This is a genomic window from Mesorhizobium sp. IMUNJ 23232 (assembly GCF_044326205.1).
Lineage (GTDB): Bacteria > Pseudomonadota > Alphaproteobacteria > Rhizobiales > Rhizobiaceae > Kumtagia.
On record NZ_JBIRCY010000025.1, the window covers coordinates 49713 to 75233 of the forward strand.

General features: G+C 63.7%; 22 protein-coding genes, 1 tRNA gene and 1 pseudogene. 17 read left to right on the forward strand and 7 right to left on the reverse strand.

From position 1 onward, the window contains the following. Positions 1-68 precede the first annotated feature (68 nt). The 4 genes from ACH196_RS18690 to ACH196_RS18705 all read right to left on the reverse strand — a co-directional run bounded on the left by ACH196_RS18690 (position 69) and on the right by ACH196_RS18705 (position 3964). A complete protein-coding gene (locus ACH196_RS18690) occupies positions 69-1052 on the reverse strand; it encodes an NAD(P)-dependent oxidoreductase (RefSeq protein ID WP_396648431.1) in 984 nt (327 codons plus the stop codon). Positions 1053-1115: 63 nt separating this feature from the next. Next, positions 1116-1826 carry a FadR/GntR family transcriptional regulator gene (locus ACH196_RS18695; RefSeq protein ID WP_396648432.1) on the reverse strand — a complete coding sequence of 237 codons (711 nt, stop codon included), beginning with the start codon at positions 1824-1826 and terminating at the stop codon, positions 1116-1118. A gap of 1 nt (position 1827) precedes the next feature. Beyond that, a complete protein-coding gene (locus tag ACH196_RS18700) occupies positions 1828-2997 on the reverse strand; it encodes a mandelate racemase/muconate lactonizing enzyme family protein (RefSeq protein ID WP_396648433.1) in 1170 nt (389 codons plus the stop codon). A gap of 79 nt (positions 2998-3076) precedes the next feature. After that, the gene (locus ACH196_RS18705) at positions 3077-3964 is read right to left on the reverse strand and encodes a sugar phosphate isomerase/epimerase family protein (protein WP_396648434.1); all 888 of its coding nucleotides are present in this window, start codon (positions 3962-3964) and stop codon (positions 3077-3079) included. Positions 3965-4338: 374 nt separating this feature from the next. On the opposite strand from ACH196_RS18705, the gene ACH196_RS18710 reads away from it, so the two are divergent. The 6 genes from ACH196_RS18710 (at position 4339) to ACH196_RS18735 (ending at position 9812) form a co-directional block, all read left to right on the forward strand. After that, positions 4339-5397 (forward strand): sugar phosphate isomerase/epimerase family protein, encoded by a 1059-nt coding sequence (locus ACH196_RS18710; RefSeq protein WP_396648435.1) that lies wholly within the window; start codon positions 4339-4341, stop codon positions 5395-5397. Position 5398: 1 nt separating this feature from the next. Further along, entirely contained in the window at positions 5399-6169 is a 771-nt protein-coding gene (locus ACH196_RS18715; RefSeq protein ID WP_396648436.1) for a hypothetical protein, read from the forward strand. Continuing rightward, positions 6163-7350, forward strand: coding sequence for a Gfo/Idh/MocA family protein (locus ACH196_RS18720; protein ID WP_396648437.1), 1188 nt, complete (start codon positions 6163-6165; stop codon positions 7348-7350). The genes ACH196_RS18715 and ACH196_RS18720 overlap by 7 nt, the downstream gene beginning before the upstream one ends. Positions 7351-7561: 211 nt before the next feature. After that, positions 7562-7915: a septal ring lytic transglycosylase RlpA family protein gene (locus ACH196_RS18725; protein ID WP_396648438.1), complete on the forward strand. Its 354-nt coding sequence runs from the start codon at positions 7562-7564 to the stop codon at positions 7913-7915. A 132-nt stretch (positions 7916-8047) separates the two neighbouring features. Then, positions 8048-9022, forward strand: coding sequence for a complex I NDUFA9 subunit family protein (locus ACH196_RS18730; protein ID WP_396648439.1), 975 nt, complete (start codon positions 8048-8050; stop codon positions 9020-9022). Positions 9023-9041: 19 nt separating this feature from the next. Beyond that, a complete protein-coding gene (locus ACH196_RS18735) occupies positions 9042-9812 on the forward strand; it encodes a sulfite exporter TauE/SafE family protein (RefSeq protein ID WP_396648440.1) in 771 nt (256 codons plus the stop codon). Between the two features lie 5 nt (positions 9813-9817). On the opposite strand, the gene ACH196_RS18740 is transcribed toward ACH196_RS18735, so the two are convergent. Further along, positions 9818-10624, reverse strand: a complete 807-nt coding sequence (locus ACH196_RS18740; RefSeq protein ID WP_396648441.1) for an undecaprenyl-diphosphate phosphatase — start codon at positions 10622-10624, stop codon at positions 9818-9820. A gap of 246 nt (positions 10625-10870) precedes the next feature. On the opposite strand from ACH196_RS18740, the gene ACH196_RS18745 reads away from it, so the two are divergent. From ACH196_RS18745 to ACH196_RS18790, 10 genes and pseudogenes are all read left to right on the forward strand, one after another. Next, on the forward strand, positions 10871-11563 hold the full coding sequence (locus tag ACH196_RS18745) for a glutathione S-transferase family protein (protein ID WP_396648442.1): 693 nt from the start codon (positions 10871-10873) through the stop codon (positions 11561-11563). Beyond that, on the forward strand, positions 11544-12743 hold the full coding sequence (gene queG, locus ACH196_RS18750; protein ID WP_396648443.1) for a tRNA epoxyqueuosine(34) reductase QueG: 1200 nt from the start codon (positions 11544-11546) through the stop codon (positions 12741-12743). The genes ACH196_RS18745 and queG overlap by 20 nt, the downstream gene beginning before the upstream one ends. Positions 12744-12815: 72 nt before the next feature. Then, positions 12816-13724 (forward strand): SDR family oxidoreductase, encoded by a 909-nt coding sequence (locus tag ACH196_RS18755; protein WP_396648444.1) that lies wholly within the window; start codon positions 12816-12818, stop codon positions 13722-13724. Between the two features lie 105 nt (positions 13725-13829). Then, positions 13830-14921 (forward strand): penicillin-insensitive murein endopeptidase, encoded by a 1092-nt coding sequence (mepA, locus tag ACH196_RS18760; protein ID WP_396648445.1) that lies wholly within the window; start codon positions 13830-13832, stop codon positions 14919-14921. Positions 14922-14958: 37 nt separating this feature from the next. Continuing rightward, positions 14959-15210: pseudogene (locus tag ACH196_RS18765) on the forward strand (methylglyoxal synthase); the annotation flags it as partial. Further along, a complete protein-coding gene (locus ACH196_RS18770) occupies positions 15200-16216 on the forward strand; it encodes a glucokinase (protein ID WP_396648446.1) in 1017 nt (338 codons plus the stop codon). The pseudogene ACH196_RS18765 and the gene ACH196_RS18770, both read left to right, overlap by 11 nt. Before the next feature lie 92 nt (positions 16217-16308). Then, positions 16309-18195: an ABC transporter ATP-binding protein gene (locus ACH196_RS18775; protein WP_396648447.1), complete on the forward strand. Its 1887-nt coding sequence runs from the start codon at positions 16309-16311 to the stop codon at positions 18193-18195. After that, positions 18192-19004: a 4-hydroxy-tetrahydrodipicolinate reductase gene (dapB, locus tag ACH196_RS18780; protein ID WP_396648448.1), complete on the forward strand. Its 813-nt coding sequence runs from the start codon at positions 18192-18194 to the stop codon at positions 19002-19004. The genes ACH196_RS18775 and dapB overlap by 4 nt, the downstream gene beginning before the upstream one ends. 33 nt (positions 19005-19037) lie before the next feature. Beyond that, positions 19038-19658, forward strand: coding sequence for a 2,3-bisphosphoglycerate-dependent phosphoglycerate mutase (locus ACH196_RS18785; protein ID WP_396648449.1), 621 nt, complete (start codon positions 19038-19040; stop codon positions 19656-19658). A 400-nt stretch (positions 19659-20058) separates the two neighbouring features. After that, a complete protein-coding gene (locus ACH196_RS18790; protein ID WP_396648450.1) occupies positions 20059-21261 on the forward strand; it encodes a polysaccharide biosynthesis/export family protein in 1203 nt (400 codons plus the stop codon). Between the two features lie 346 nt (positions 21262-21607). On the opposite strand, the gene ACH196_RS18795 is transcribed toward ACH196_RS18790, so the two are convergent. Together ACH196_RS18795 and ACH196_RS18800 are read right to left on the reverse strand one after the other, a co-directional pair. Continuing rightward, positions 21608-22927, reverse strand: a complete 1320-nt coding sequence (locus tag ACH196_RS18795; protein WP_396648451.1) for an HlyD family type I secretion periplasmic adaptor subunit — start codon at positions 22925-22927, stop codon at positions 21608-21610. Positions 22928-23025: 98 nt separating this feature from the next. Continuing rightward, entirely contained in the window at positions 23026-24744 is a 1719-nt protein-coding gene (locus ACH196_RS18800; protein ID WP_396648452.1) for a type I secretion system permease/ATPase, read from the reverse strand. 295 nt (positions 24745-25039) lie between these two features. Between ACH196_RS18800 and ACH196_RS18805 the strand changes: the two genes are divergently transcribed. After that, a tRNA-Leu gene (locus ACH196_RS18805) sits at positions 25040-25124 on the forward strand. The last annotated feature ends 397 nt before the right edge of the window (positions 25125-25521 follow it).

Consider the following 25521-nt stretch of genomic DNA (forward strand, 5'->3'; position numbering starts at 1 on the left):
CCAAGTCTCCATTTCCAGTATGAGATCAGTTATATTTCGGATTACTTGATTCATCAAGCAGGATGTTGCTATCCGGCACTGCCGGCAAACCGCGTCCGATACCGCTCGACGGCTTCGGGATTGCGCAAATTCACCGGCAGTTCTCCCTTGAGCACCCGCAATGCCTCCTCGACCGCGCCGACGCCCATGCGCATCATGCTTTCCCCGGTTATGCCGGCCAGATGCGGCGTGACGATCACATTGTCGAAGCCGAGATAGAAGTGATCCGGCGCCAGCGGCTGCCTGGTGAACACGTCGAGCGCCGCGCCGCCGATCCGGCCTTCGCGCAAGGCATCGATCAGCGCCTCGTCATCGATCACCGGGCCACGCGAAACATTGACCAGGATCGCGCCCGGTTTCATGGAGAAAATCCTTTGCCGGCTCATCAGACCGACCGTGTCGGGATTCAGGGGACAGGCCAGTATGATGATGTCGCTTTCCGCGACGAGCGTGTCGAGCGGCACTGCGCGTGCGTGGTCAGGAAAATCCTTGCCGCTGCGGCTGGCGCCCAGCACTGTGAGGCCAAAACCGTGATGGCCGATCGCCGCTACCTCGCGGCCGATGGCGCCCATTCCGACGATGCCCAAGGTTTTGCCGGCGAGTTCGCGAGCCGCATTTGCGTGTTCGCGCCCGGCGAACCAGCCATTCGTCCGCAGGTCGCGGTCGATCCTGCGAAAGCCGCGCAGCAGCGCCAGCGCCCCGAAGATCACGTGCTCGGCAACAGAGCGGGCATTGGCGCCCGGCAGGTTGGCGACCAGAACGCCGGCTGCGGTGGCTTCCTCGACCGGTATCATATCCAGCCCGGCGCCGTGGCGGATCGCAGCGCGGATAAGATGTTCGCCGGCAAACATATCCGGCGGCAGCACCGCGCGCACGATCACCACATCGGCGTCGCGCGATTCCCGTTTCAGCGTCGCTGCATCCAGCGCCGAGGCGACGCGAAGTTCGCCCGCCTCGGCCAGCATTTTTTCCGCGCGAGGGTGAAGGGGATGGGTGGAGTAGATTACAGGCACGGCGCTATCCTGTCTGTGCATCCTTCAAGGCTCTCCCGCGAAGGACGCACGGGCACGTACCCATCAGACCTTTTCCGGAGTCCTGGCCGGCGTCTCCTCGCCCGATATGAGCCCCTTCCAATAACTCTCCGCGCCTTGCAGATGCGCGCTCATAAGCGCCTGCGCCAGATTGCCGTCGCGGCGCACCAGTGCGTCGAAAATCTGCAGATGCTCCGCATGCGAACGCTGGCCGCGCGCCGGGTCGCCGAAATAGATCGGCAGGCGCCGCTCGCCCAGCACGTAGTAGATGCTGCAGATCTTGTGGAACACGCTGTTCTGGGTCGCCCGCACGATCTCCAGGTGGAAATCCCGATCCTCTCGCGCCAGCGCCTCTCCGGCTGCCAGCCGCGCCTCGGAAGCGGCCAGAATCTCGCGCAGCCGCTCGAAATTCTCCTCAGTGGCTCTGCTGCATGCGAGTTCGGCGGCTTTGATCTCGTGGATCTTTCTTAGTTCCACTGTCTCGTAGATCTGGATCGGATCGAGCGGCACGCCCGCCTTGGCGAAAAGCGCCAGAGCCTCGACGCTCGCCTGGTTGGTGGTGAGATAGATGCCGGATTTCGCCCGCCTCTCGACGATGCGCATGGCCTCGAGGATCGCCAGGGTCTCGCGGATCTGGCCGCGGCTCACGGAAAAATGCTCGGCCAACTCGCGTTCCGAGGGTGTACGGCCCGTCTCGCCGTTGGAACAGGCGTAGAGATAGGCCGCGAGTTCGGCGAGGAGGTCCTTTTCCTTCATGTCAGCCGCCTTGCGCGTGAGCCTCCAGGAATTTTTCCGATATGGTGAAGCCGAGACCGGGTTTTTCGGGAATGGTGATCATCCCGTCCCTTGCCTCGACGGTCTCTTCGACGAGGTCGTGGATCATCGGATTGGCGCCGAGCGAATATTCGACAGTGAAACTCGCCGGCGACGCCGCGCATAGGTGCAGGCCGGAAAAAAAGCAAGGCGCGCCGGCCCACAGATGCGGTGCAAAGCGCAGGTTGAAGGCACTGGCGATGGTGCCGATCTTAACCGCTTCGGAGATGCCGCCGCAGAAGGCGGGGTCCGGCTGAAAAATGTCTGCGGCCTTCATCACTGCGAGATCGCGAAAATCATAGCGCGTCGCCTCGCTCTCGCCGGCGGCGACCGGCACGGGACCGGAGGCGCGCACCTCGGCCATACCCGCCTTGTCGTCACCGATCACCGGCTCCTCGAACCAGGCGAGGTCGCAATCTGAAACCAGCGTGACGAAACGTCTTGCTTCGGCGACCGTATAGGTGCCATGCGCGTCGACGCTTATGTCGACGCTGTCGCCGAGCGCCTTTCGAGCAGCACGGACGCGCGCTGCGGATATGTGCGGCGCACCGTCCATCGCCCCTACCCTCATCTTTACCGCCCTGAAGCCCCCGGCATCGATGTAGGATTGCAGTTGGTCGCCGATCGCCTCCACAGGCGCCCAGCCACCGGAGGCATAGGCGGGCAGGCGGTCGGCCTTGCGGCCGCCAAGCAATTGCCACACCGGTTGGCCGAGATGTTTTCCCAGAATGTCCCACAGCGCGATGTCGATGGCGCTGATGGCGGCGATCGACATGCCGCGGCGCGCGATCTGCGGCATCGCATGCCCATGCTTCACGGCGGACTCCGAGCGCACGCCGTTATAGAGCATTTCCCAGATCGGTCCGATGTCGCCGGCGTTGTGCCCGGCGATCATGGGCCCGACCTCGTGGTTGATCATATGAACCAGCGCGCCGTAGGAGCCGGCGCTGCCGGCGGCATTCTTGCCTTCGCCCCAACCGACCAGCCCGTCATCGGTCTCGATGCGGACGATCGCCGCGTCGAAGGTGCGAATCTGACCAAAATCGCTGCGGTGCTGGCGCGCGGTCTCGATGGGAACGCGGACCCACCAGGCCTGAACTGTCTTGATGCGCATCGACTGCCTGTCGTTCCTAGAAAAAGAGGCTGCGCCAGCCATCGCCCCCCGGAGACGGCCGGCGCAGCAAGACGCCGAGTTACTTGATCAGCGGCAGGATGGTCTCTGCGGTGATCCGCATCTGGTCGGCGTAGAACTTCTCCGTCAGCAGGCTCGATCCATGGTCCTGGATGAACTTCAACTGCTCGGGCGAAATGTCGACTGGGTTCTTCTCTACCATGTCGGCGTAGCGGTTGGCCGGCGTCCGGTCGACCGGCGCGACGAACTCGTTGGTGAGCGCGCCGTCATAGCCGATCTCCCTCAGCGTTCCGACGATCTTCTTCCAGTCGAGATGGCCGAGGCCGGCGGCGAAGCGGTCGTTGTCGGCGACATGGAAGTCGAACAAGCGCTTTCCGGCCAGTCGGATCGCCTCGTACATATCGGATTCCTCTATATTCAGATGGAAGGCATCGAGGCAGACGCCGCATTCCGGGCTCACCGCGTCGGCTAGCGCCAGCGCCTGCGAGGCGCGGTTGAACAGATAGGTCTCGAAACGGTTGAGCGGCTCGATCGCCACCTTGACCCCGACCTTCTGGGCGTGGGCGAAGCACTCCTTCGTCGCGTCGACCACCCACTTCCACTCTTCCTCGGGGGAGGCGTCCGGCACGACCTTGCCGACGGTGGCCGGAACCAGCGTGATGATCTCGCCTTCCAGTTCGCTGATCATGGTTAGCACGTCCTTGACGTATTGCACCGAGCGGGCGCGCTGTCCTTCGTCCTTGGCGGCGAGATTGCGTTCGCCCAGCGTCAGCGTCACGGCGCCCCAGCAGCGGATGCCGTGTTCCTTCAGCAGGCGGCGGGTGTCCTTGATGTCGTATTGCGTGGGCTCGCCGGAAATCTCGATCGACTCGTAGCCATACTGCTTGATGCGCCTGAGCGTCGTCTCAAGCGGCTCGGCGCGCATCCAGTTGTGCGTCGAAAGGTGCATCGTTTCCGTCTCCCAATTCGCCTTGCAATTGCTCCGCCGCATGCGGAACCGGTTTCCTCCCGCAAGGCGCTCCAGCGTTTTCAGCAAACTGGTTCTACCAATGGGGTATATCCGGTTTTCTAGCCCATTTGCCCTCCTGCTGCAAGAAGCCATGCGTGCCTTCGCTTTATTGATGGTAACCGGTTGCAATTATTAAATAAAAATCTGCAAAGCCGAAAAAGCCCGATTTGCCGGAGTGGCGCATCACGCCTTGACCTCATGGCGGGATTTGGTATGACCAGAATAAAGGAAGGCTCCAGCCGTGGGTTTTCCGGCGCCGCCTTGCGGCCGCGCCGGAATTGCCTAGGATGCGGCCGCAATTCGGGAGGAGACGAATGGCTAAGACAATGAAGGGGCCGGCGATATTCCTGGCCCAGTTCGCGGGCGACGCGGCCCCGTTCAACTCGCTTCCCAAGATCGCCAAATGGGCGGCAGGCTTGGGCTATAAGGGCGTGCAGATCCCGACTTGGGATGCGCGGCTCTTCGACCTGAAGAAGGCGGCTTCTTCGAAGACCTATTGCGACGAAGTGAAAGGCATCTGCGCCGACGCAGGTGTCGAGATTACCGAACTCTCCACCCATCTGCAGGGCCAACTCGTCGCCGTGCACCCCGCCTACGACGCGCAGTTCGACGGCTTCGCGCCGCCGGCGGTCCACAACAATCCCAAGGCGCGGCAGGCCTGGGCGGTCGAGCAGATGGAGTTCGGCGCAAAAGCTTCGCAGAACCTTGGATTGAAGGCCTCCGTCTCCTTCTCCGGTGCGCTCGCCTTCCCTTATCTCTATCCTTGGCCGCAGCGTCCTGCCGGCCTGATCGAGCAAGCCTTCGAGGAACTCGGAAAACGCTGGAAGCCGATCCTCGATAAATACGAGGATGCCGGCGTCGATGTCGGCTACGAGATCCATCCCGGCGAGGACGTGTTCGACGGCGCCACCTTCGAGATGTTCCTGGACGCCGTCGGCGGCCACACGCGCTGCAACATCAACTACGACCCGTCGCACTTCCTGCTGCAGCAGCTCGACTATCTCGACTTCATCGACATCTACCACGAGCGCATCAAGGCGTTCCACGTCAAGGACGCCGAGTTCAACCCGACCGGCCGCCAGGGCGTCTATTCCGGTTACCAGGGCTGGGTGAACCGCGCCGGCCGCTTCCGCTCGCTGGGCGATGGACAGGTGGATTTCTCCGGCATCTTCTCGAAGCTCGCTGCCTACGACTACGATTCCTGGGCAGTGCTGGAGTGGGAATGCTGCCTGAAACACCCGGAGGACGGCGCGGCCGAGGGCGCGCCCTTCATCCAGCACCACATCATCCGCGTCACCGAGCGCGCCTTCGACGATTTTGCCGAAGGCAGTTCGGACAAGGCGGCGCTCAGGAAGATGATGGGGATAGTATAGAATGCCTACGCTGGTCGATGCGCTTCGCGAGCGAAGCGTTCCAGTACCAGATTGGCTTCTCAATTTCCGGACGGGCGATTCTTTTCCCCGTGCAGATTTTTTTCGATCGCGTATCGTTTTCTACCCAGGCTCCGGGACAGACGGCCATCCTGTTAAGTTGTTTGGATCAAGCCATTCGGCTCATTGTTTTATTTATGCAGACTATGGTTGTACACGCGACCATTTAGTGCATGAGTTAGAAGACGCTGCTCGCGGGTTTAGCGGCTACCACTTTCTAGAGAGAGTAACTCTGGGCGAAATGGACCTCCGATCAGATAGTTGGATTCCGCATATCCTATCTGAAGAATTCTCCGCGCACCATTTTGCCGCGGTGCGTACGAACCCATTTGGATTCGTGGAGATACTGGAACGTGATCGGGCACTCGACGACAAGCATGGGCCTACGCGGCTTGCCATAATATTTCTCGGAGCAGATGGCATTGCCGCCTATGATACTTTGTTCTGCCAAGGAGACGGGACGCCGGCACCATTTGCGCTGATTGTTCAGGATCATGGCTCAGGCGGCGGCTATGCGCGCTTCGATGATCAAAGCCTGCTTTTTCGCGTAGCTGAGCGCTGTAACAGTTGGCCCGAGTATCTTCTTGTCGCCAAAAATTCGAAGGCGTGGCGAGGATATGATCGGGTGGAGGCTGATGGCGAGCCTGGTGGAATGCACGGACATGTGCGGCAACTCTACCGTGGAAAAAATCTGGGAGGAGGACACCAATGGTAACCGGCAGGCAGGTTGAATCGGGCAGTGGCCCCATCCGGTACGGTATGGTCGGCGGCGGTCAGGGTGCCTTCATCGGCGCGGTCCATCGCATCGCGGCGCGTATCGACGGCGAGTTCGAATTGGTCGCCGGCGCGCTGTCCTCCGATCCGGCGCGCGCAAAGGCGTCGGCAGCCGATCTCGGCCTCGACCCGGAGCGCAGCTACGGCACCTTCGCCGAGATGGCCAAGGCCGAGGCAAAGCGCCCTGACGGCATCGAGGCGGTTGCCATCGTCACCCCCAACCACATGCACTGGCCGGCGGCGAAAGCCTTTCTGGAGGCCGGCATCCACGTCATCTGCGACAAGCCGCTGACCTCGAACCTTGCCGATGCGAAAAAACTGGCGGCGCTGGTGGAAAAGAGCGGCAAGCTTTTCGTCCTGACCCACAACTACACTGGCTACCCGATGGTGCGGCAGGCGCGCGAGATGGTGGCTTCCGGCAAGCTAGGCGACATCCGCGTCGTGCAAGCTGAATATCCGCAGGACTGGCTGACCGAGAAGGCCGAGGACACCGGCTCGAAACAGGCGGCCTGGCGCGTCGACCCGAAACAGTCGGGCGTCGGCGGCTCGACCGGCGACATCGGCACTCACGCCTATAACCTCGCCCGTTTCGTTTCCGGGCTGGAACTCGACAGCCTCGCCGCCGACCTCGACTCCTTCGTGCCCGGTCGGCTGCTCGACGACAACGCGCATATCATGCTGCGCTTCAAGGCCAAGGGCAGTGAACATCCGGCCAAGGGCATGATCTGGGCGAGCCAAGTCGCGCCGGGCCACGAGAACGGGCTGAAGCTGCGCGTCTACGGCACCAAGGGTGGGCTGGAATGGGTGCAGGCCGACCCGAACTATCTATGGTATTCGCCGTTCGGCCAGCCGAAGCAGTTGATCACCCGCGGCGGCGCCGGTTCGGGTCCGGCTTCAGCGCGCGTCACCCGTGTGCCGCCCGGCCATCCGGAAGGCTATCTGGAAGGTTTCGCCAACATCTATGCCGAGGCAGCGCGCGCCATCCGCGCGGCGCGAAAGGGTGGCGGCAAGCTGCCCAAGGATGTGATCTTCCCGACGGTAGAGGACGGCGTCGAGGGTGTCGCTTTTGTCGAGGCCTGCGTGAAATCGTCGAAGAAGAACGGCGCCTGGACGAAGCTTTAGCCGGGGCCTGGCAGTGCGGATTCCAGCTTTCGTTTGCATTGCGCGCAAGAACCACAACGCGCATGCTACGCCTCTTGTTCGATAACGAAGTCTTGCGGAAAAACACGACTCGTTACCGCTTGCCCTTGAATCGCCCGAAACGCGCCGCATTCGCCGCCGCATTCGCCCCAAATTAGTCGCCCGTTAACGTTTTACGGAGCGATCCCCCCAGATGAAATTCAACACCGGAAGAACCGCGGCAATAGTCTTTGCCGCGGGCGCGATGCTTGTGTCTTCGAACATCGCCTACGCCCAGTGCGGCAAGGCGTCGTGGTATGCCCTCGGTTCCCGGACCGCGTCGGGCGAACGCATGAACCCCTCTGCCATGACCGCCGCTCACCGCAGCCTGCCCTTCGGCACGAAGGTGCGCGTCACCAACAGCCGTACCGGCAAAAGCGTCATCGTGCGCATAAACGACCGTGGCCCGTTCATCCGCGGCCGCATCATCGACCTGTCGCGCGCCGCAGCCCAGCGCATCGGCATGGTCAGCTCCGGTCATGCGCCCGTCTGCATGGTCCGTACCTGATGTTCGCGGCCCGGCGAGGCGTACCGGCCTGCCGGGTCCAGTTGCCCGATCCCCCGCTTTTGCCACGCCTCCGCCGCTTTGCCTTTTCATAGAAACCGATTATGAGACGGGCATCAGCCAGCGGAGCCAGCCATGACCGAGATCCTCCAGACACCGAAAATCGTCACGGTTTTCGGCGGTTCGGGTTTCGTCGGTCGGCATGTGGTGCGGGCGCTGGCCAGGCGCGGTTACCAGGTGCGCGTCGCCTGCCGCCGCCCCGATCTCGCCGGTCATCTCCAGCCGCTTGGCAATGTCGGCCAGATCCAGGCCGTTCAGGCCAATGTGCGGGTGCGCTGGTCGGTCGACCGCGCCGTGCAGGACGCCGCCCATGTCGTGAACCTCGTCGGCATCCTGCATGAATCGGGCCGCCAGAAATTCGCCGCCGTGCAGGATTTTGGCGCACGCGCCGTCGCGGAAGCGGCGCGTTCGGTCGGCGCCGGCCTCACCCACGGTTCGGCGATCGGCGCCAACAAGGCTTCCCAATCCGTCTATGCAACGACCAAGGCCCGCGGCGAGGCCGCCGTGCTGGAAACCGTGCCCGGCGCGGTCATCTACCGGCCGTCGATCATCTTCGGCCCCGAAGACGGTTTCTTCAACCGCTTCGCCAACATGGCCCGCTTCTCGCCGGTGCTGCCGCTGATCGGCGGCGGCGAGACAAAATTCCAGCCGGTCTTCGTCGGCGACGTGGCGGAAGCCATCGCGCGCTCGGTCGACGGCAAGGTCGAGGGCGGAAAAATCTACGAGCTCGGCGGGCCGCAGGTGCTGTCCTTCCGCCAGTGCATGGAAGAGATGCTGACGATCATCGACCGCAAACGCATGCTGGTTCCAGTGCCGTGGAGCATCGCCTACATGCAGGCGTCGATCCTCGGCATGCTGCCCAATCCGCTGCTCACCTCCGACCAGGTGACGCTGCTGAAGACCCACAATGTCGTTTCCGCGGAGGCCGAGAAGGCCGGCCGCAGCTTCGCCGGTCTCGGACTGCACCCGCAGTCGATTGCCTCCGTCCTGCCCTCCTATCTCTGGCGCTACCGCCCCGCCGGCCAGTTCACCCGCCGGACGGAGGCGTGAGGTTTAGGCGCCGGGCGGTATGTCGCTGCCCGACATAGCAACCCTCCTCCCAACCGGCATAGACTTCACAGCCGCGATCCTGCTGATCGTCGCCAGCGCCTTCACCTCGGCGCTGACCGCCTCCTTCGGCGTCGGCGGCGGTGTCGCCATGTTGGCGCTGATGGGCATGTATGTGCCGGTCGCAGCCCTCATCCCGCTGCATGGCGTGGTACAACTCGGCTCGAATGTCGGCCGCGCCATCCGCCAGCGCGAAAACATCCGCATGGCAGTGGCGAAACCATTCATAGCCGGCAGCGTCGTCGGCGCCTTTGCCGGTGCGTTTCTGGTCGTGCAACTGCCCGACGCGCTACTGAAGCTGGTGCTCGGCTCCTTCATCATTGCTATAACCTGGCTGAAGCTGCCTGGCATCGGCCGGCTGTCGCGTTCCGGCCTGGCCATGTTCAGCGTGATCCTCGCCGTTGTCACCATGTTCGTCGGCGCCACCGGCCCGCTGGTCTCGCCGGTGCTGGCAAAATTCCTGGAGAACGACCGCAAGGGGCTAGTGGCCACCCACGCCGCCGCCATGGTCGCCCAGCATGGACTGAAGATCGTGGTGTTCGGGCTGGCAGGCTTCGCATTTCGGGAGTGGCTGCCGTTGCTGGCGGCTATGATCCTGTCCGGTTTCCTCGGCACCCATTATGGCACGAAACTGCTCGACCGCATGCCGGAAAAGACGTTTCAGCTATGGTTCCGTATCGCGCTCACGCTGCTGGCGCTCGATATGCTGCGCCGGGGTCTCGCAGCCCTCTGACGCCCTTACCCCACGGTGTAGAGCGCGATCAGCCCCACTGCACCGACGAGCAGTCGCCACCAGGCAAACAGCGCAAAACCGTGGCGCGAGACATAGCCGAGCAGGAAGCGGACGACGATCACCGCCGCGACAAAGGCAGCGACGAAACCGGTTGCGATGATGCCCCAGTCGCCGGATGACAGCGCATCATGGTTCTTCAGAAGGTCCAGCGCGAAGGCCCCGGCCATGGTCGGCATGGCGAGGAAAAACGAAAACTCCGCCGCGGAGCGCTTGTCGGTGCCCATCAGCAGCGCGCCGACGATGGTCGCGCCCGAACGCGATGTGCCGGGGATCATGGCAAGACACTGGAAGAAGCCGATCCCAAGACAGAGCGGCAGCGGAAAATCCATCACGTCGTGGTAACGCGGATTGAGCCCCATGCGGTCGACGGCCAGCAGCACGAAGCCGCCGAGGATCAGCATGATGCAGATCAGCTTCGGCGTCTCGAACAGCACGGTCTTGATGAAATCATGCGCCAGCGCGCCGATGATTGCCGCCGGCAGGAAGGCGATGATGATGCCCGCGACGAACCGCCTGGTGCGCGGGTCACTGGGCAGGTCGGTGACGATCTTGAGCAGCCGCGCCGAATAGACCGACAGGATCGCCAGGATGGCGCCGAGCTGGATCAGCACCTCGAACGCCTTGCCGGTCGACTGGAAGCCGAGGAAATGCCCGGCGAGCAGGATGTGGCCGGTAGAGGATACCGGTATGAATTCCGTCAGCCCCTCGAGCAGGCCGAGCAACAGGGCTTCGACGATCGTCTGGTGTTCCATGGGAATCTCATGAAGCTTCGCGCCAAGCTGGAACAGCGCGGCACCGAACGGGAAAAGTTTGAATAGGAGGCCGGTCAGCCTACCCGTATCTGAGTCGCGCTCCCGGCATCAAGCCAACCGGCTTGCTTGTCACGGCGCCGGAACCCTCCTATAGGTCAAGCGCCTTAACCGCCCGTTGACGGTGGCCGGCCGTGGTTTTAGACGCGCGGCTCTGATTTGCCAGTGCCTTCGAATTCGCGCAGGACCATGCTGACGCTTTTCCACCACCCTATGCTCGCCTCCTGCCGCTTCGTCCGCCTCGCCTTCGGCGAGTATGGCGAGGAACTGGCGCTGATCGAGGAGAAGCCCTGGAACCGCCGCAAGGAATTTCTGGCGCTTAACGCTGCTGGCACGCTGCCCGTGCTGCTGGCCGAAGGCGACGTGCCGATCGTCGGCGCGCAGGTCATCGGCGAATATGTCGACGAGACGCGTGGCGTCCTGAAGCGCGAGCGCCGCCTGTTCGCCGAGGACCCGATGCAGCGCGCCGAGATCCGCCGCCTCGTCGACTGGTTTCTCACCAAGATGGAGAGCGAGGTGACGCGGCATCTGGTTCGCGAGCGCGTGCTGAAGCCGCTGATGCCGTCCGACCTCGGCGGCGGCGCGCCCGATTCGTCCGCCATCCGCGCCGCCCGCTCCAACATCCGCCAGCACCTCAAATACATCAACTGGCTGGCCGGTACCCGCCAATGGCTGGCCGGCGTACGCATCAGCTATGCCGACCTCGCCGCCGCCTCGGCGATTTCCGTGCTCGACTATCTCGGCGAGATCGACTGGCGCGAGCATGGCGCGGCGCGCGAGTGGTATGTGCGGGTGAAATCACGCCCCTCCTTCCGCCCGCTGCTCAACGATAGGGTGCGCGGCCTCTCGCCGGTCTCCCATTATGCGGACCTCGATTTCTGAGAATTTTTCGGCGGAGCGCCCGCCGGCGGCTGGCTCCGCGGGCGCCCGCCTCCGCGCCTTCCTTGATCGCGAGGCGAAAGCCGCCGGCTTCGATGCTGTCGCCGTGACCACTCCCGACGCCATTCCGCTCGCCGGCGAGCGGTTGGCTCAGTTCGTCGCCCAGAATTTTCACGGCTCGATGGCCTGGATGCGGGAGACGCTGGCGCGGCGCAGCGATCCCCGCACTCTCTGGCCGGAGGTGCGCTCAATCGTCGTGCTCGCCATGAACTACGGCCCGGCGCACGACCCGCGCATGATCCTGGAAAGGCCCGACCGCGCCGCCATCTCCGTCTACGCCCAGAACCGAGACTATCACGATCTGATCAAGGGCAGGCTCAAAGGTGTGGCCGGAAAGCTCGCCGCGAAAACCGGCTGCGACGTAAAAGTCTTCGTCGACACCGCCCCAGTCATGGAAAAGCCGCTGGCCGAGGCCGCCGGCATCGGCTGGCAGGGCAAGCACACCAATCTGGTCAGCCGCGAGCACGGTTCCTGGCTCTTTCTCGGCACGATCTTCACCACCGCCGAGTTGGACCCTGACCCGCCCGAAACCGACCATTGCGGCTCGTGCCGCGCCTGCCTCGATGCTTGTCCGACAAATGCCTTCCCGGCGCCCTACCGACTCGACGCCCGCCGCTGCATCTCCTACCTCACCATCGAGAACAAGGGTCCGATCCCACTGGAATTCCGCGAGAAGATCGGCAACCGCATTTATGGCTGCGACGACTGCCTCGCCGCCTGTCCCTGGAACAAATTTGCCAGGGAAGCCTCCGAGGTGAAGCTGAAGGCCCGCGACGATCTGCGCGAGCCGAAACTAGCCGATCTGCTCGACCTCGACGACGCGGCGTTCCGCGAAAAATTCTCCGGCTCGCCGATCAAGCGCATCGGCCGCGACCGGTTCCTGCGCAACGTGCTCATCGCCGCCGGCAATTCGTGCGAAGAATCGCTTGCCGGCGGATGCATCCGCTTGCTCGACGACCCCTCAGCGCTGGTGCGCGGTGCGGCCGTTTGGGCGCTGTCGAAACTGGTGGACCGCGCCAGGCTCATGTCGCTCCACAGTAGCGCAATGGAGGCTGACGATAGCGTTCTATCGGAGTGGCGGGCCGCCTTGTCAGGCTCGAAGCCTCCACTCCCCGTCGCTTGAGCCACGAGCTGTTGAAAACACATCCTCATGGACCCGAGCCGGTCCGAGACGTCAGACGGAGCCTTTTTCGCCATGCAGGTTTTCATCTTCGGCGCCGGCTATTCCGGGAAAGCTTTCGCCGCCGCCCGACCCGCCGGTGCCACCCGTATTGTCGGGACTACCCGCGATGAAGCGAAATTTCCAGCCCTTCAGGCGTCTGGCATCGCGCCGCTGACATTTGGCGGCAGAAGTGTCTCCGGCAATGTGATCAATGCTTTGGCCGACACCACCCACCTCATTGTCTCGGTCGCGCCGGACGATGCCGGCGATCCGGTGCTTGCCGCAGCCCGCGAAACGATCCTGGGCGCTATGCCTCGCCTCGGCTGGATCGGCTACCTTTCCACCGTCGGCGTTTATGGCGATCATCTTGGCGCCTGGATCGATGAGAGCACCGAATGCCGGCCAACCTCGGCGCGCTCCCGCCGGCGCGTCGAGGCGGAGCAGCAATGGCTGGAACTCGGCCGCGACGCCTCTCTGCCGGTAGCGGTGCTACGTCTCTCCGGCATCTATGGTCCGGGCCGCAACGCCTTTGTCAATCTGCGCGACGGCACCGCCAAGCGCTTGATAAAAAAGGATCAGGTATTCAACCGCATCCATGTTTCGGACATTGCCGGCGCGCTCTGGCATCTGGCGGAGCGTAATCTCGGCGGCGTCTTCAACGTCACCGACGATCTCCCTGCCCCGCCGCAGGACGTCGTCGCTTACGCGGCGCAAGTCATGGGTGTTGAGTCGCCGCCGGAAATTCCATTCGAGACTGCGGAACTGTCGCCGATGGCGCGCAGTTTCTACGGCGAAAATAAGCGTGTTTCCAATGCCTTGATCCGGAGAACTGGCTATTCCTTCCGCTATCCGGATTATCGCGCGGCGTTCGACGCCATGTGGGCGGACGGCAGTTGGGCGGGCGATGCGGCCGGCGCCAGGAGCCCGATCAGGGCTTCGTGATCGCCGGTTCCGTTCCTCGCGTGCTAAATTTCGCCACGCCGTTGATTCACCCTCCGTTAACCAGCCGGCGTCAGGCTGGCCGACGGGGTGTGCCGGGGATAGCGCATGAAGATATTTGCACGCGCGGCGCGCATCGCCGCCCTCATCACGGTGGCGTTGACCCTCGCCATACCGGCAGCCCAGCCGGTCCAGTCGGCGGAACTTGCCAAAAACCTGTTTGGATCCAAGAGGTTGCCGGCCGCCACCCAGCCGCAGTCGATCGGCTTCTATTCCAAGGGATGCTTCGCCGGCGGCGTCGCCATCGCCACCGACGGCCCGACCTGGCAGGCGATGCGCCTGTCGCGCAATCGTCGCTGGGGCCACCCGGCGATGATCAACCTGATCGAAAGATTGTCGCGCGACGCCACCGCCGACGGCTGGCCCGGCCTGCTCATCGGCGACATCTCGCAGCCGCGCGGCGGTCCGATGATGACCGGCCATGCCTCGCACCAGATTGGCCTCGACGCCGACATATGGTTCACGCCGATGCCCGACCGGAGGCTTACTCCCACCGAGCGAGAGAACATGAGCGCAACTTCGCTGGTCAACGAGAAAACCCATCTCGTCATCGATCAATTGTGGTCACCGGCCCATGCGCGCCTGCTAAAGCGCGCTGCCAGCTATCCGCAGGTCGAACGCATCCTGGTCAATCCCGGCATCAAGAAAAAACTCTGCGACACGGTCACCGGCGATCGGACCTGGCTGCGCAAGGTCAGGCCGTTCTGGGGCCATGACTATCATTTCCACATCCGTATCGGCTGTCAGCCCGGTTCGCCCGGCTGCAAGCGGCAGCAGGCGACAACACCCGGCGAGGGCTGCGACGAGTCGCTCGCCTGGTGGTTCACTGAGGAGCCGTGGCGCCCCAACAAGAACCCGGATGCGCCGAAGGCCCGCGACCTGATGACCATGGCCAGCCTGCCTAAGGAATGCCGCGCCGTGCTGCAAGCGCCCGCACCCGTCTCAGAAGCTTCCGTGACGGTTGGCCCCGGCATCGATGCCATGGCGGTCGCCCGCGCCGAGGCTACTGGGGCGACAGTCCCGGAGGTGGCAGCGTCCCAGCCGGCGACGGCCGAACCCGCCTTGCCGGAGTCCGCGCCTATCAGTGCCTTTGCTCCCACGCCGGAGATAGGCATCCCGTTGCCTCGCCCTCGCCCTTAGGAACCCCGGGCTTTTCGCCCGGCGGGATTTCCAGCCCATGCGGAGCGGCCCGCTCGGCGGCGACCGGCAGATCGGCGCGCTGATTGCAGAGGGAAAGGTCGACGCACTGATTTTCTTCGTTGATCCGCCGACGCCGATGCCGCATGACGTGGATGTGAAGGCTTTGATGCGGCTGGCCATCGTCTACGACATCCCGATGGCGCTCAACCGGGCGACCGCCGAAGTGTTGCTTCGCGACCAGGAGAACGGCAGAAGCCGCGGTTCGGGGACGAAAGAGAATGACGCCTGAGGAAGAAAGCCTGCGGTTTCCCATCCTGATCGGCGACGTGGGCGGCACGAACGCCCGCTTCGCCATCGTCGAATCGCCGGACAGGGAGGCCGGCGAGCCGCGAATCGTCCGTACCGCCGACTTCGAGACCATCGACGACGCCATCGCCGGATCGATCCTCCGCGACGCCCCCGTCCGTCCAAACTCCGCGGTCATCGCTGTCGCGGGCCCGGTCGACGGCGACGCCATCGCGCTCACCAATTGCCCCTGGGTGGTACGGCCGAAAGGCATGTTCGCCAGCCTCGGGCTGTCGGATGTCGTGGTGCTCAACGATTTCGAGGCGCAGGCGCTGGCCGTCATTGCGCTGGGCGAGGAGCATATGGAAAAGATCGGCGGCGGCGCGCCGGAGGAGGGTGCCGCCCGCGTCGTGCTCGGCCCTGGCACCGGCCTCGGCGTCGCCGGGCTGATCCATTCTCGCGGCCGCTGGATTCCAGTTCCGGGTGAGGGCGGGCACATGGATATCGGCCCGCGAACCCCGCGCGACTTCGAGATTTTTCCGCATATTGAGCGGCTGGAAGGCCGCGTGTCGGGTGAGCAGATTCTATGCGGCCGCGGTTTGGTGAACGCCTACCGGGCGGTCGCGGCCGCCGACGGCAAGTCGCCACGCTTCACGACACCGGCCGAAATCACCGCCGCCGCCCTGCAGCGGACCGACGAGATTGCAGATGAAACGCTCGCCTTCTTCGTTACCTGCCTGGGCCGCACCGCCGGCGACCTGGCGCTGGTGTTCAAGAGCCAGGGCGGCGTATTCCTGACGGGTGGCATCGCTCAAAAAATCGTACCGGCGCTGCGCGAGAAAAACTTCCGCGCCGCCTTCGAGGACAAGGCGCCGCATTCACAGATGATGGCGGGCATGCCGGTCTACGTCATCACCCATCCGCTCGCCGCGCTGAACGGCCTTGCCGCCTATGCGCGCAATCCCGACCAGTTCGGCGTTGAGACCCGTGGCCGCCGCTGGCGGGCCTAAATCCCTCGCGGCAACGATACCACACCCGCCACTGATCACACCGCAGGCATAGGCAAGCCCGCCCGATGTCGCTATGAGGAGCCGTGCCGGGAGTGCCGGCGACCGAACAGCAACGCGGACGGACTGATTTCGATTTGAAAGCCAAGGCCGAAAAGAAGCGGGCCGATCCCGGCGAGGTGATTGCCGTAATCCGGCGCGTCCTGGCCGAGAACGGCCGGGAATATATCTGGAGCTATGCCTGGGCGGCGGCCTGGCTGCTGGCGGTCGGAGCTACCATGGGCGGAATGGCCTGGGTCATGGGCAGCGTCGTCGACGAGATTTTCTACAAGCAGAGCGGCGGCCAGATTTTCTGGATCTGCACCTTCGTGATCGGAATTTTTGCGCTGCGTGGTTTTGGTTCCTACGCCCAGTCCGTAATCCTGGCCAGGGTCGGAAACAATCTGGTCGCGCGTTACCAGCAGCGCATTTTCGACCATCTGATGCGGCTTGGCGTCGACTTCCACACATCGGTCCGCTCCGGCCGGATCGCCGCCCAGGTCAATGCGAATGTCGGTGGTATCCGCGACCTGCTCAGCCAGACGCTCACCGCGGTCGTTCGCGATTTCGTGTCGTTGATCGGCCTTGTCGCCGTCATGGTGTATCAGGATCCGGTTCTTTCCATCTTCGCTTTCCTGATTGGGCCTCCCCTGATCTATGCCGTCAACCGGCTGATGCGGCGCCTGCGCAGCATCACCCGTTCGGCGGTCGAGGTGAATTCACGGCTGATCGGCGCCATGCAGGAGGCCACGCAAGGCATAGCGGTGGTCAAGGCCTTCACGATGGAGGATCAGCTTTCCCGCCGTATCGGCAAGCTGATCAAGGATGCCGAAGCGCGCAACAACAAGATGAACCGCATCTCGGAACGGCTGACGCCGATCTCGGAAATGCTGGCGGGCTTCGCCGTTGCGGGTGTCATCGCTTATGCCGGCTACCGCTCGGTTTACAGCCAAATGCCGCCAGGCGCGTTGGTTTCCTTCATAACGGCGTTGCTGCTCGCCTATGACCCGGCACGCCGGCTCGCGCGCACCCAGGTCGGCCTCGAGCGCTCGCTGGTCAATGCCCGCATGATCTACGAAATCCTCGATCTGAAGCCGCAGCAGGGCGACGCGCCCGATGCTTCTTCCCTTGATGTTCCGAGAGGGGAGATCAAATTCGAGGACGTCCATTTCGGCTACAGCGAGGAATTGCCCGTCCTGCACGGCGTCACCTTCACCGCAGAGGCCGGCAAGACCACGGCGATCGTCGGTGCCTCCGGCGCGGGCAAGTCGACGCTGACGGCGTTGCTCGAACGCTTCTACGACGTCGAAAGCGGAATGATCACGATCGACGGACAGGACATCGCTAAGGTCACAAAAAGCTCGCTACGCAAGCAGATCGCCTTCGTTTCGCAGCAGCCCTATCTGTTCGAGGGTTCGATTGCCGACAACATCCGCTATGGCCGCGAGGATGCGACCGACGCGGAGGTGCGGGCGGCCGCGGAACTGGCGGCTGCTGATGGCTTTATCCGAGAGCAGCCGCAAGGCTATGACACGCAGGTGGGTGAGAACGGCGTGACCTTGTCAGGCGGACAGCGCCAGCGCGTGTCGATCGCCCGTGCCATCGTTCGCAACGCGCCGATCCTGCTGCTCGACGAGGCGACATCGGCGCTCGACACCGAATCGGAAGCCCGCGTCCAGGATGCGCTGGCAGTCATCATGAAAGGCCGCACCGTCGTCGTTATCGCCCACCGCCTGTCGACCGTGGTGAATGCCGACAAGATCGTCGTGCTGGAAAGCGGCCGCGTCGTCGAGGAAGGCACGCACCAGTCGCTGCTCGCCGATCCGCATGGTGTCTATTCGCGATACCACCGCGTGCAGAGTTCCAAGGGCCTTGGCCTGGTCAACGACATCAAGCGTGCGCCGGCGGTGGCGAAGCGGACCAGGGAAGGGACGGCCGCATGAGCGACATGGGACTGGTCGTGGTCGGCGCGGCCGGGCGGATGGGGCAGACGCTGATCCGGACCGTCGCCGATATTCCCGGCGCCCAGATCGTCGGCGCGGTCGAGCGTGCGGGTTCGCCGATGCTCGGCCGAGACGCCGGCGAGGTCGCCGGCGTCGGGCCATCGGGTGTGATCATCAGCGACGATCCGCTTCCGGTTTTTGCCAAGGCCGATGGCGTGCTGGATTTCAGCACTCCCGCCGCCACCATCCAATTCGCGGGCTATGCCGCGCAGGCGCGTATTGTTCACGTCATCGGCACGACCGGCTGCACGCCCGACGATGATGCGAAGATCGCCGCCGCGGCGCGCCATGCCACCATCGTCAAGAGCGGAAACATGAGCCTTGGCGTCAACCTGCTCGCTGTGCTGGTCGAGCAGGCGGCCAGGGCGCTCGGCCCCGAGGATTTCGACATCGAGATCCTGGAAATGCACCACAAGCACAAGGTCGACGCGCCATCCGGCACGGCGCTGCTGCTCGGTGAGGCCGCCGCCAAGGGGCGCGGTGTTTCGCTTGCCGGCAACGACGTGCGCGTGCGCGACGGCCACACCGGCCCGCGCCGGGCAGGTTCCATCGGCTTCGCGACGCTGCGCGGCGGCTCGGTGGTCGGCGAGCATTCGGTCTTCCTTTCCGGCCTCGGCGAGCGCGTCACGCTCTCGCATCACGCCGAGGACCGCGCCATTTTCGCGCGCGGTGCCGTCAAGGCCGCGCTCTGGGCGCATGGCCGAAAGCCCGGCCTCTATTCGATGCGCGACGTTCTGGGACTGGCCTGACCGCCGCGTTCAGCTTCCAGCAAGGGGAAATTCATGTCGGGAACACTGGTACTGGTCCGCCACGGGCAGAGCGAATGGAATCTTGAAAACCTGTTCACGGGTTGGCGCGACGTCGACCTGACGGAACAGGGACATGCCGAGGCAAAAACCGCGGGCGCCAGGCTGAAGGCGCACGGGCTGAAGTTCGACATAGCCTTCACTTCCGTCCTTAAGCGCGCGCAAAAGACCTGTCAGCATATTCTGGACGCGGTTGGCCAGAGCGGGCTCGAAACCATCCGCGACCAGGCGTTGAACGAACGCGATTACGGTGACCTCTCCGGCCTTAACAAGGACGACGCCCGCAAGAAATGGGGCGAGGAACAGGTCCACATCTGGCGCCGCTCCTATGACGTCCAGCCGCCGGGAGGCGAGAGCCTGAAGGATACCGGCGCGCGCGTCTGGCCGTATTACCTGCACGACATGCAGCCGCATGTTCTGCGCGGCGGCACGGTGCTGGTGGCCGCCCACGGCAATTCGCTGCGGGCGCTCATCATGGCGCTCGATGGCCTTTCGGGTGACGCGATCGTCAAGATGGAACTCGGCACCGGCGTGCCGATCGTCTACCGGCTGAATGCCGACTCGACCGTCGCTTCGAAGGAAATCCTCGAAGAATAAAATGGAGCCGGCAAACAGGGCTTGATGTCTTCTCAACAACTCAGCCGGGTTCCGGATTGAGGCGAAAGCGCGACGTTCTTGGCCCCCACCGAGCGCCCGTTAGGGCTATATGGACCCCCAGCCGGTCCTTCGGCGGCAAGAAACTCGCGCGCTGTGCCCAATTCGCCACGGCCTGTGCAAAGCTTTTAAAAACAACAGGTTGGGAGAGCGTCATGTGGCCCGCCCCGGCCTGTCGGTTAGCAAAGCGTTTACGCTGCAGTTTCAATCCTAATGACCTCCGGCAGTTTGGCGTTGACGCCACCTGCCTAGTCCGTCATGAGTCCGCGTGCTGTCGGAGTGGAACCTGCGAGGGGAAGATTCGACACGCCATGGGGACTTTGATTTTGCAGGTAACGCAGTAATGCGGACATTTGAGGGTCGAGCCAGCCGCGCGCGCGTCGCGCTGCGCAAGGTGGTCGCTGTCGGCGCGGTTCCGCTTCTGATTTCGGGTTGCTTTCCGAGCAACGGGCCCGGCATGGAGGCAATCGTTTCCGCCTCGGCAAACAAGGCCCACACCTATCGCCAGCCGCAGAAGTCCGTCTTCGACATCGTCGATATGGACCAGAACGTCGCGTCGATCGTCTCGGCCTATCGCAGTCCGTCCTTCAACAAGACGTTCGGCTTGGGTCGCGGTGGCGGGAACCCGACCATTGGTGTCGGCGACGTCGTGCAGATCACCATCTTCGAAGCCGGTCCCGACGGCTTGTTCTCGACGCAGGACAACAAGGCGACCAACGTCACCGTCACGGTCCAGCCTGACGGGCGTGCGCCCGTGCCGTATATCGGCTCCGTGCAGTTCGCAGGCAACACACTGGAATCGGCGCGCGGTTCGATCGTCGAGGCGCTGAAAACGCGCGCGGTCGAGCCGGACGTCATCGTCAGCCTGGCCGAGAACGGTTCGCGCACGGTCGCGGTCAATGGTGTGGTCGGCAAACCTTCGGTCGTCCCGCTTGGCCTGTCGAACGAACGGCTGACGGACGTCATCGCCAAGGCGGGCGGCCCGAGCCAGCCGCCCTATGACACTTTCGTCACCCTTACGCGCGGCGGCAAGACCGGCAAGGCGCTGCTGCAGACGCTTATCGAGCAGCCTCGCGAGAATGTCTATGCACGGCCCGGCGACCAACTCTTCCTGACCCATGATCCGCAGACCTTCTCGGTGCTCGGCTCGACCGGCAAGTCCGCCAAGATACCGCTGGGTGCTGCCTCGATCAGTGTCATCGAGGCCGCAGCGCTCGCCGGGGGAGCCGATCCGACGCGGGCGAATCCGAAGGGCCTGTTCATCTTCCGCTACGAATATGGCGCGGTGCTTAAATCGGTGCTCGGCGAGGAACGTTTCAGGCAGCTTGCCTCGAAGGGCATGCAAGCCAATGCGTCCGACATGTACCCGATCGTCTACCGCATCGACCTGTCGCAGCCGGGCGCCTATCTGGTCGGCCAGAATTTCCCCGTTCGCAACAAGGATGTGCTCTTCCTGGCGCAGCACCCCACGGTTGAAATAACGCGGTTCTTGGCCTTGGTCGCGCAGACCTTTGTGATTGTGCGCGCGGTAAGCACGTTCGAATAGGACGACGGGCCCGCTGCCGCCGGCGGCAAAGGGCCTCATCCCGGATTGAAAGCGTTGTTCGTTGCTCGGCCCGGAGCGAAAGCGGGTCTCGCTACGCCCGCAAAGAGATCGCCTTAAGCAGTGCGGGATTTGTGAGGATCAACACACCCTCAAGGCCGGTACTGGCTTGAGGCAACGGCCCTGACCATCCGTTTCATACCGTCGGAGCGCAAGGAACAACCGTCAGCCGCTTGCACAGATCGGGCCTGATCGGGACGCACAAGAGAATCATCGGCGTCGGCAGTGCGGTCGTCATGCCGACGGCACTGCCCTGCCGGATCGTTCATTCCAAAGCGAAGAACGAAATCTACTCCTCCAGCATGCCTCTCGAGAAGGCATCCGTGAGCGGCTTGACCAGATACTGAACCATGGTGCGTTCGCCGCTGGAGACGATGACTTCCGCTGGCATGCCGGCCTGCAGGCGCCCGCGCAGGCTGTCGGGGATTTCCTTCTCGCTGACGGTGATGCGAGCGGTGTAATAGGGTTCGATCTGCGGGTTTTCCGGCTGGATGATGTCGGGCGACACCACGTCCACCGTGCCGAAGATCACCGGCGTGGTGCGGCTGGAGAAGGACGGGAAGCGGACTTCCGCCGCGCCGCCGACCATGACGAGGTCGACGTCGACCGGGCGGACGCGCGCATTGACGATGAACTCTTCGTCGAGCGGCACGATCTCCATGAGCGGCTCGGCCGGGCGGATGACGCCGGTCTTGGTGTGGACGCGAACGTCCTGGATCATGCCGCGCACCGGCGCGCGGATCACCGTGCGGTCGAGGATATCCTGCGCCTGCTTCACGCGCTCCGCGACTTCCGCGATCTGGTCGCGGGTCTCGCGAAGCTCGGTGCCGGCGCGTTCAACGAATTCCTGCCCGAGCTGGATGACGCGCAGCTTGGTCTCGGCGATGGACTGGTTGGCGCCCGCGGTATCGGCGATGACGCGGCCGAGATTGCCCTCCAGCTCCATCCGGCCGCGCATCAATTGAGCCACCTGGTTGGTGGAAACGTAACCGTTCCTCTGGCCTTCCTCCATGCGCTCGATCTGCTCGACCAGCGAATCGCGCTGACCCTCCAGCGATTTGCGCTGCGATTCCAGACCGCGCACCTGCTCCTCGAGCTGGCCGACCCGCGCGTTCAAGATGCCGGTCTGGCCATCGCGCGTGCCACGCCGGTCGCGGAACATGGTGCGCTGGAGCTTGATGTAGGGTGCTTCCTCGGCGCCTTGCTTGGCCAGCAGTTCCGGCGGGAAATCGATCGCGTCGGCGTTGACGCTCTCGGCCTGCAGCCGCGCCTCGGCGGCGCGCAACAGATCGTAGCGCTCGGTGAGCACGGCGTAATTGCCGACCGCCTGAGTGCGATCGAGGCGGATCAGCACGTCTCCGGCCTCGACGATGTCGCCTTCCTTGACCATGATCTCGGAGATGATGCCGCCTTCCAGGTGCTGGATAGTCTTGCGGTTGCCGGACACCACGACGACGCCGCTGGCGACCACGCCGCTGGCCAGCGGCGCGGTTGCAGCCCAGGTTCCGAAGACGCCGAAAGCGAGCGCGATCGTCGCATAGCCGGCGACCACGTAAGGGGTCGGCGAGAAACTCTTTTGCTTGGTTTCGGGCGTCTTCTTCGGTTTCATCGTTCTATCCTGTCGTTCGCCGACGCGAACCGCGCCGGCGCAAACATTCGACCTGAAATCGCGGCTCTTTGTTGAGCGCCCCGCCTGCGCTTTAGCTACTAGTTGACGAGTGCCCGCGGCCGCGACTGGTCCTCGATCGAGGGCAGTGTCGAGACCGCCTTCGGCTGCAGCACATCCTTGGTGGGGCCGAAGGCGCGCATGCGGCCTTCCGCCAGGATCAGCGCCTTGTCGCTGAGCGCCAACAGGCCGATCTTGTGACTGACGAAGATGACGGTGCGCTTGCGCTCCCTGAGATCGCGCAGCGCGCGCAGCAGCGCCTCTTCGCCTTCCATGTCGAGATTGGCGTTCGGCTCGTCGAGGATGATGATCGCCGGATCGTTGAACAGCGCGCGCGCCAGCCCGATGCGCTGCCGCTGGCCGCCGGAAAGCTGCCGCCCGCTGACGCCGATCTGGGTCTCGTAGCCGTCTGGCAGGTTCTGGATCATCTCGTGCACGCCCGCCCGCTTGGCGGCGAGAATGATCGTCTCCGCGTCAGCTTCCTTGAACCGCGCGATGTTCTCGGCGATCGTGCCGGCGAACAGTTCGACGGTCTGCGGCAGATAACCCAGATAATCGCCGAGTTCGTGCTTGTTCCAGTGGCTGAGCTCAGAACCGTCGAGCCGCACCGCGCCGGCCAGCGGCGTCCACACGCCGACCAGGGCCCGCACCAGGCTCGACTTGCCGGCACCGCTCGGGCCCACCAGCGCCATCGCCTCGCCGGGCTCGATCGAAAAATTGACGCCGGTGACGATCGGCGTACGCGACCCGGGAGGCGCAACCACGATCTGCTCGGCCGCGAGCGCGCCCTGCGGGCGCGGCAGCTTCGTGCGCTCCTCCTCGTCGGGGAGCCGGGTGAACATGTCCTTCAGCCGAGCATAAGCCTGGCGGGCACCGATGAACTGCTTCCACTGGCCGACGACCTGATCCACAGGCGCAAGCGCACGGCCCATCATGATCGAGGCAGCAATCATCATGCCGGGGGTGATCTGGCTCTCCAGCGCGAGATAAGCGCCGAGGCCCAGGATCGCCGTCTGCAGCACCATGCGCACGAATTTCGAGGTTGACATCAGCACGCCGGCGCGATCGCTGGCGGTGGCCTGCAATTCCAGCATCTTGCGATGCATGCCCGCCCAGCGTGTCCGCAGGCTCTGCTCCATGCCGAGTGCCCGGATGACCTCGACATTCTGCAGCGTGGTGTTGGCGAAATGCTGGGCCGACTGCGAGCTGGCGCTCGCCTCGTTGAGCGTCTTCTTGGTCAGCATCTCGTTGAGAAGCGTAAGCACGAAGATGATCAGCGCCCCGCCGGTGGCGAGCCAGCCGATCCACGGATGGAAGATGAAGCAGACGACAAGGAACACCGGCACCCACGGCACGTCGCAGAGCGCGATCAGCCCGGTACCGGTCAGGAATTCGCGCAGGCGATCGATGTCGCTGAGGGCGAATTCGGACTTGGCGTTGGGCTGCAGCAGCGTCGTGGTGACGACCCGCGAAAACAGCGGCTTGGCGACGATCTCGTCGAAGCGCAGGCCGGCGCGCACCAGCACGCGCGAGCGCAGCCATTCAAGGATCCCGTAGACACCGAGCATGGCGACGGCGATGCCGGTAAGCGCCAGCAGCGTCATCTCGCTGCGGCTCTGCAGCACCCGGTCGTAGACCTGCAGCATGTAGAGCGGGCCGACGAACATCAGCATGTTGATCGCAAAACTGAACACCACCACCGAGAACAGGATTGTCCGGTAGGTCCCAAGCGCATCGAAGAATGTATTCTTGGTCTTCATCGTCGGCCTGCGAGAGAACGTGAGGATGGCCAAGATGATACGCCAGACAATGAAAAAATTGCCTTGCGATATCCCAAGCCTTGGCTGTGCTTATAAAGCCGAATGCGTTTCACGGCAATGTCGCGGAGCGGCGCTTGCGTAACAGTCGTTTCTCCCGGACGTGCACTTCGAGGCAAAGATGGAAACCCGCCGGCATGCGGGGCCGTTTGGGCCGAGATCGTTTCTCGGCATAAGGAGGGGCTTCGCGAAAAACCGCGTTGACACCCGAGACTTCGCCGCTTACATCACCCGCGCTGCCCAGATGGCGGAATTGGTAGACGCGCACGGTTCAGGTCCGTGTTCCGCAAGGAGTGGAGGTTCGAGTCCTCTTCTGGGCACCAAATTCCCGTTTCAGACCGTCCGACAAGGTCCAGAAACTTCATAAAGAGCCCGGTTTTTCGGGCTTTTTGTTGCCTGAGGTCAGGCGTCGTCCGTCGGTATCCAGCAGCTTTGTCGGCACGATCGTTGGTCGCTGACCGTGCCGCTACGTGTTCCGCGATCGGATACCAACATTGCCGCTTCCGACACGCAAATCAGGAACTTGAAGCCCACCGGCCACCCGCGAAAGTCAGTGACGGCGGCGGACTGCATGTCATGGTCACACCGCAAAGCTAGAAGCTCTGGCGACAGGCAGCGCATTTCGTCTGATCGACAAACCCATCATGAATGGCAATCTGGGCGTCGGATGCGGGAAGACCTGTTTCCGATGCTGAAGCCTGTCCAAGGCTGGAGAGAGAC

Bases quoted from the DNA above. Each gene is read 5' to 3' on its own strand.
- ACH196_RS18700 (WP_396648433.1), bottom strand. From the start codon at position 2,997: ATGCGCATCAAGACAGTTCAGGCCTGGTGGGTCCGCGTTCCCATCGAG.
- ACH196_RS18715 (WP_396648436.1), top strand. From the start codon at position 5,399: ATGCCTACGCTGGTCGATGCGCTTCGCGAGCGAAGCGTTCCAGTACCA.
- ACH196_RS18795 (WP_396648451.1), bottom strand. From the start codon at position 22,927: ATGAAACCGAAGAAGACGCCCGAAACCAAGCAAAAGAGTTTCTCGCCG.
- dapB (WP_396648448.1), top strand. From the start codon at position 18,192: ATGAGCGACATGGGACTGGTCGTGGTCGGCGCGGCCGGGCGGATGGGG.
- ACH196_RS18785 (WP_396648449.1), top strand. From the start codon at position 19,038: ATGTCGGGAACACTGGTACTGGTCCGCCACGGGCAGAGCGAATGGAAT.
- ACH196_RS18740 (WP_396648441.1), bottom strand. From the start codon at position 10,624: ATGGAACACCAGACGATCGTCGAAGCCCTGTTGCTCGGCCTGCTCGAG.
- ACH196_RS18695 (WP_396648432.1), bottom strand. From the start codon at position 1,826: ATGAAGGAAAAGGACCTCCTCGCCGAACTCGCGGCCTATCTCTACGCC.
- mepA (WP_396648445.1), top strand. From the start codon at position 13,830: ATGAAGATATTTGCACGCGCGGCGCGCATCGCCGCCCTCATCACGGTG.
- ACH196_RS18735 (WP_396648440.1), top strand. From the start codon at position 9,042: ATGTCGCTGCCCGACATAGCAACCCTCCTCCCAACCGGCATAGACTTC.
- ACH196_RS18720 (WP_396648437.1), top strand. From the start codon at position 6,163: ATGGTAACCGGCAGGCAGGTTGAATCGGGCAGTGGCCCCATCCGGTAC.
- ACH196_RS18770 (WP_396648446.1), top strand. From the start codon at position 15,200: ATGACGCCTGAGGAAGAAAGCCTGCGGTTTCCCATCCTGATCGGCGAC.
- ACH196_RS18705 (WP_396648434.1), bottom strand. From the start codon at position 3,964: ATGCACCTTTCGACGCACAACTGGATGCGCGCCGAGCCGCTTGAGACG.
- ACH196_RS18755 (WP_396648444.1), top strand. From the start codon at position 12,816: ATGCAGGTTTTCATCTTCGGCGCCGGCTATTCCGGGAAAGCTTTCGCC.
- ACH196_RS18790 (WP_396648450.1), top strand. From the start codon at position 20,059: ATGCGGACATTTGAGGGTCGAGCCAGCCGCGCGCGCGTCGCGCTGCGC.
- ACH196_RS18730 (WP_396648439.1), top strand. From the start codon at position 8,048: ATGACCGAGATCCTCCAGACACCGAAAATCGTCACGGTTTTCGGCGGT.
- ACH196_RS18710 (WP_396648435.1), top strand. From the start codon at position 4,339: ATGGCTAAGACAATGAAGGGGCCGGCGATATTCCTGGCCCAGTTCGCG.
- ACH196_RS18800 (WP_396648452.1), bottom strand. From the start codon at position 24,744: ATGAAGACCAAGAATACATTCTTCGATGCGCTTGGGACCTACCGGACA.
- ACH196_RS18725 (WP_396648438.1), top strand. From the start codon at position 7,562: ATGAAATTCAACACCGGAAGAACCGCGGCAATAGTCTTTGCCGCGGGC.
- ACH196_RS18745 (WP_396648442.1), top strand. From the start codon at position 10,871: ATGCTGACGCTTTTCCACCACCCTATGCTCGCCTCCTGCCGCTTCGTC.
- queG (WP_396648443.1), top strand. From the start codon at position 11,544: ATGCGGACCTCGATTTCTGAGAATTTTTCGGCGGAGCGCCCGCCGGCG.